The organism is Frankia sp. CeRuru1 (genome assembly GCF_977966315.1).
The window spans coordinates 1-4,434 of sequence record NZ_CDWWEW010000400.1 but is presented as its reverse complement, the minus strand read 5'-3'; the positions used below and the strand labels follow the sequence as shown (position 1 = coordinate 4,434).

The 4,434-nt window shown below is 70.7% G+C and carries 6 protein-coding genes; 5 read left to right on the top strand and 1 reads right to left on the bottom strand.

Annotated features, from left to right (window positions below):
- The first annotated feature begins 114 nt into the window (after positions 1 to 114).
- From AC08OP_RS21285 to AC08OP_RS21265, 5 genes are all read left to right on the top strand, one after another.
- The gene (locus AC08OP_RS21285; RefSeq protein ID WP_476615799.1) at positions 115 to 351 is read left to right on the top strand and encodes a hypothetical protein; all 237 of its coding nucleotides are present in this window, start codon (positions 115 to 117) and stop codon (positions 349 to 351) included.
- Positions 352 to 860: 509 nt separating this feature from the next.
- The gene (locus tag AC08OP_RS21280; RefSeq protein ID WP_476615798.1) at positions 861 to 1,427 is read left to right on the top strand and encodes a methyltransferase domain-containing protein; all 567 of its coding nucleotides are present in this window, start codon (positions 861 to 863) and stop codon (positions 1,425 to 1,427) included.
- 114 nt (positions 1,428 to 1,541) lie between these two features.
- On the top strand, positions 1,542 to 2,285 hold the full coding sequence (locus tag AC08OP_RS21275) for a HEAT repeat domain-containing protein (RefSeq protein ID WP_476615797.1): 744 nt from the start codon (positions 1,542 to 1,544) through the stop codon (positions 2,283 to 2,285).
- A 10-nt stretch (positions 2,286 to 2,295) separates the two neighbouring features.
- Positions 2,296 to 3,318 carry a HEAT repeat domain-containing protein gene (locus AC08OP_RS21270; protein ID WP_476615796.1) on the top strand — a complete coding sequence of 341 codons (1,023 nt, stop codon included), beginning with the start codon at positions 2,296 to 2,298 and terminating at the stop codon, positions 3,316 to 3,318.
- A gap of 354 nt (positions 3,319 to 3,672) precedes the next feature.
- Complete coding sequence (locus AC08OP_RS21265) at positions 3,673 to 3,993, top strand: AMP-binding enzyme (RefSeq protein ID WP_476615800.1); 321 nt, start codon at positions 3,673 to 3,675, stop codon at positions 3,991 to 3,993.
- Here the strand turns inward: AC08OP_RS21265 and AC08OP_RS21260 are convergent.
- On the bottom strand, positions 3,964 to 4,434 hold a 471-nt coding region (locus AC08OP_RS21260), incomplete at its 5' end, for an ISAs1 family transposase (RefSeq protein WP_476615795.1). The genes AC08OP_RS21265 and AC08OP_RS21260 overlap by 30 nt on opposite strands.

Sequence of the window (4,434 nt, the reverse complement as noted above, 5' to 3'; positions counted from 1 at the left end):
CACCAATCCCCGTCCCGACCGCGCCGCACCGATCGTCACGGGACCGTTCGAGATCCGAACGGCCACTGAGCAGCCCCGGCCTCGGATCGGTGCCGCACGCCGCGCCGGGCCGCCGTGTCGGCGACGCTGGCGATCCTCGCCTGCGCCGTGCGCTGCGCACTGCCGCTCCTGGTCGGCGCAGGGCTGCTCACGACGGGAGCCGCCGCTGCGGTCAACCACACCCTGATCGCCGCCGGGATCGTCTTGGCCGTCCTCGCGGTCGTGTTGCTGGGATGGCCCTGGCGCCCCAAGACCGCCGCACATGCCAGGACGGCCGGGTGCTGCGGCTGGGGCGGCAGATGCGCCTGCTGACACCAGACAAGACCGTCACCGTCATCGCCGTACCGACCGCGGCCGGCAGGCACAGGCGACGGCGAGGCCAGCGGCGAGACCGCGTCCGCGCCACCCGCCCGACCGCAGCCTGGCGGCTCTCACCCGCCGGCGGTTCCACAGGCAGCACGACGAGGCCGGCGGGCCACGGCGTCCCGCCGCCGCCGATGGCGCCGGCATCCTCCGGGTCAGCCGTGGGCGTTCGACGGCGTCAGACTACCCCGTTGCCGACTGTTCCACAGTCGGCCCTGGGCCCTCGAAAGTGTCAGGCTGCTCCGATGCCGGCCGGCTCTGGCACCGCGGTGTCGAATGCGGCCTTGGTATCGCTGCGCAGCTGCGCGACAAGGGCTCGTGCAGTGCCCGCGCCGACGTGCAGGCGTTTGCGGAGGTTCTCGGCGGAGATCGGGCGGTGATGAAGCTGGGCGGGGTCAAACGGTCGTAGCGACGCCTCGATAGGATGATCGTGACGGCGTCGAGGGACTGGATGGTGGATGGGCCGGCGGGAGCAGTTGACCATCGAGGAGGCCCCCGGTTTCGCGGGCCAATACGACGTGATCAGCATGTACCACTACCTCGAGCACACCACCGACCCGAAGGCGGAGATGGCCGCCGCGGTGGCTGCGCTGCCGGAGGGCGGGCTGTTCTCCATCGAGCTGCCCGACCCTGACTCCACCTGGGCCAAGGTCCTGGGTAAGTGGTGGATCTCGTGGTTGCAGCCGCAACACCTGCACATGATCCCGATCGCCAACCTGCGCGCCGAGTTGGCGGCGCTGGGCATGACGGTGGTGTCCGAGCAGCGGGCCGAGCCGCACAACGGGCAGGACGTGGTGAGCGCCGCGGTGCTCTCGATCAACGCCGGGCTGATCGGCGGGGCGGACCTGGCTTGGCGCCCGGCGCCGCCCTCCAAGCTGAAGGCGGCGCTGCGGATGGTCGCGTTCAACGCGAGCGTGCCGGTGCTGGCCCTGGCCTACCTGGTCGACGTCGTCACCAAGAAGCTCGGCGGGCACAAGGGGGTGTCCAACACCTACCGGGTGCTGGCCCGCAGGAACCCGCAGTGATCCCCCGGCCCGGCGATGTGTCGCGGGTCACTTGATTGTTGAGGATTTGCCGGGTCGTGGACTTGACCTTGACACGGTGACAAGGTGTTGGCTTCGTGTCAGGAGGTGGTCCCGATGGCAACGACCAATCGAGCCACGCAGAACGAGCGCATCGCCAACGCCTTGGGGGCCGACGACGCGTCGATCCGACTGAAGGCCGCCATGGCCCTCGGGTCGAACCCGATCCCGGAGCAGCTGGACACCCTGATCGAGCGCTGTGCGGTGGAGCCGGACTTCTTCGTCCGCGACATGCTGTCCTGGGCGCTGATCCGGCTGCCCTCGGAGCTGACGCTGCCCCGGGTCCGCCAGGAGCTCGACTCCGAGCGCACCCAGGCCCGTAGCCAGGCGCTGCATACGCTGTCCAAGATCAAGGACAAGAGCGCCTGGCCGTGGATCACCAAGGAGATGTTCCACGACGCCGACGACGAGATCGCCCGCACCGCGTGGCGTGCCGGTGTGGTCCTCGTCCCGGACGAGGAGCGCGCGACCCTGGCCGCCGAGCTGGTGCAGGAGCTCGGTCGCGGCGACCGGAACATCCAGCTCAGCCTGAGCCGGTCTCTGGTGGATCTGGGCGAGGTCATCGAGCCCGCGCTGGCTGAGGCGGCGGTGCACCCGAATCCCGCGGTGGCCGCGCACGCCAAGGCGACCGAGATCCTGCTCAAGGACCCGGACGCGGGCTTCGAGGGCGCCATCGACGAGGCCAAGCGCGTTGTCCTGATGGGCCCGCAGCACGCGGCGGCCGCGGCCTCCACCGCGGCGGCCAAGGGGGTCAAGGGCATCCCGGACGCCCCCGAGGGCCCCGCCGAGCAGGCCGAGTAGGGATCGCGGCTTGCTGATCGGAGACGTCGCTCACCAGTCGGGGGTGAGTACCCGGATGCTCCGGCACTACGACGCCCTCGGTCTGGTGCGGCCCACCGGCCGCACCACCGGGGGCTACCGGGAGTACTCCGCCGAGGACGTACGCCGGATCTTCCACGTGGAGAGCCTGCGGTCCCTCGGGCTGTCGCTCAAGCAGATCGGGCGCGCGCTGCAGGACCCGGCGTTCACCCCGTCCGGCCTGGTCAGCGACCTGATCAAGTGGACGGAGGACCGGCTGGAGCGGGAGCAGGAGCTCCTCGAGCGCCTGCGGGCGATCGAGGCGTCCGCGCCCACCGGCTGGCAGGGCGTGCTGCGGATCGTGGACCTCATGCAGGGCCTCACCTCCAGCAGCGCGGCCCGAAGGCAGCAGACTGTGCTGTCCCGACCCGGTGGGGACGACGCCCCGGCCGAAGTGCTGGCCGGCGCGGTCCTCGCCGAGTCCGACCCGAACGTGGCCGGTGCCCTGCGCTGGGCGCTGGCCCGCTCGGGCGGCGACGGCGTGGCGACCCTGACGGCGGGCGCGCGCTCGCCCGAGGTTGACGTCCGCCGCCGGGCCGTCCGCGCGATCGGTGAGCTGTCGGACGCCCCGGGCACGACGTCGGTGCTCGCCGACGCGCTCGGCGACCCGGACTCCACCGTCCGCGCGCACGCCGCGCTGGCGCTGGGCAGGCGGGGGGCGATCGCGGCCGTCCCGGTGCTCATCGACATGGTGGTCGAGGGCGCGAAGGACGTGGAGGCGGGCGAGGTCCTGGGCATGCTCTCGACCGAGTCCGACTGCGCCGAACGCATCCTCGCCGGCCTGACCGCCCAGCTGCGCGCGCACGCGGCCGACTCGGTGGTTCGCATCCGGCTCACCCAGGCGTTGGTCGAGCTGGCCGGGACCACGGCGCAGGAAGTCCTCCGGGACCTGACCCGCGACGAGGACCGCGCGGTCGCCCTCGTGGCATCGGCGTTCGTCGGCGTCCTGGAAGACCGCGCCCCAGAAGAATCCTGACGGTGGGCGGTCGCTTGTGGATGTCCACAAGCGACCGCCCACCGTGTAAAATCTAATGGGGACAGTTCGCCGTTGGGGCCACGCACACGCGCGGGATGCATTCGGTCTGTGCGGAACACCGCCCCTGCTTGCGCGCGGTGGGACGAATTCGCCTGCGGCGGGGGAATCCCCAGCCAGGCCGTCGAACGCCGTAGCGGTGCGATGCGAGTACCGCGTCGCACCGCGCTTGACCGTCTCGGGCGTACGGAGCGTGGATACACCTACGCTGCCGAACCGACGGCGCTCAAATATCAAGCCAGGTAAGGGAAAGGAGCGCGAGATAGCCGGTGAAGACAGCCCCGCTCCGCGCACCGAATCCACTCAGGACACCCGCGAGTCGCGTTCTGCATCCGGCACGAGGCGGTCAAGGACGTCGCGGTCGCCCTGCGTGACGAGGACACCGAGTTCGCGAAGCTTGTCGCCTCTGTCATCGCGTCCGGTGACACCGTGCCCTCGCTCAAGGAGGCGCGGGCCTTCCTCGCGCGGAGTGTCCCAGAGTACATGCTGCCCAATGCCATCGTCCCGATAATGGAGATGCCGACCACGCCGAGCGGGAAGCTGGACCGCGGGAAGCTGCCCTGGCCAGGGCCTTGGCAAAGTTGTCGATTAGCAAACAAGCTTCATGATCGTTTCTAGTGGGCGTTCAGGGCGGCGGGCGTGATGACGGACTCCCGCGGCGATGTTCGTGACACCGGTCAGGCGCAGGATGATGATCGCGAGGTTGCGCAGGCTGGCCATGACCTGGGGTGCGTTACCGGTCCGGACCTGACTGAGGTCCTCACCGAAAGTCACATCGCGGACCCAGTGCAGCCGGTTCTCCACGTGCCAGTGCTCCCGGGTGAACGCGGCGAGCTGGGCCGGGCTGGCCTGGTGAGTCGGCAGACTCGTGACCAGGTAAGCGACCTCGGTCTCGGCCGGTCCTTCGGTGAGCGGCTGACGGCGGCGGGTGATCCGCACCGCTTGCACGGCGTGCGGGAACAGCAGTCCGGCGCGGACCTCGGTGGCTTTCACCACGCGCCGTTCGCGGCGGCCGTGACCCCGCTCCACGGCACGCGCGGCGGTCCTCACCTGCCCCCC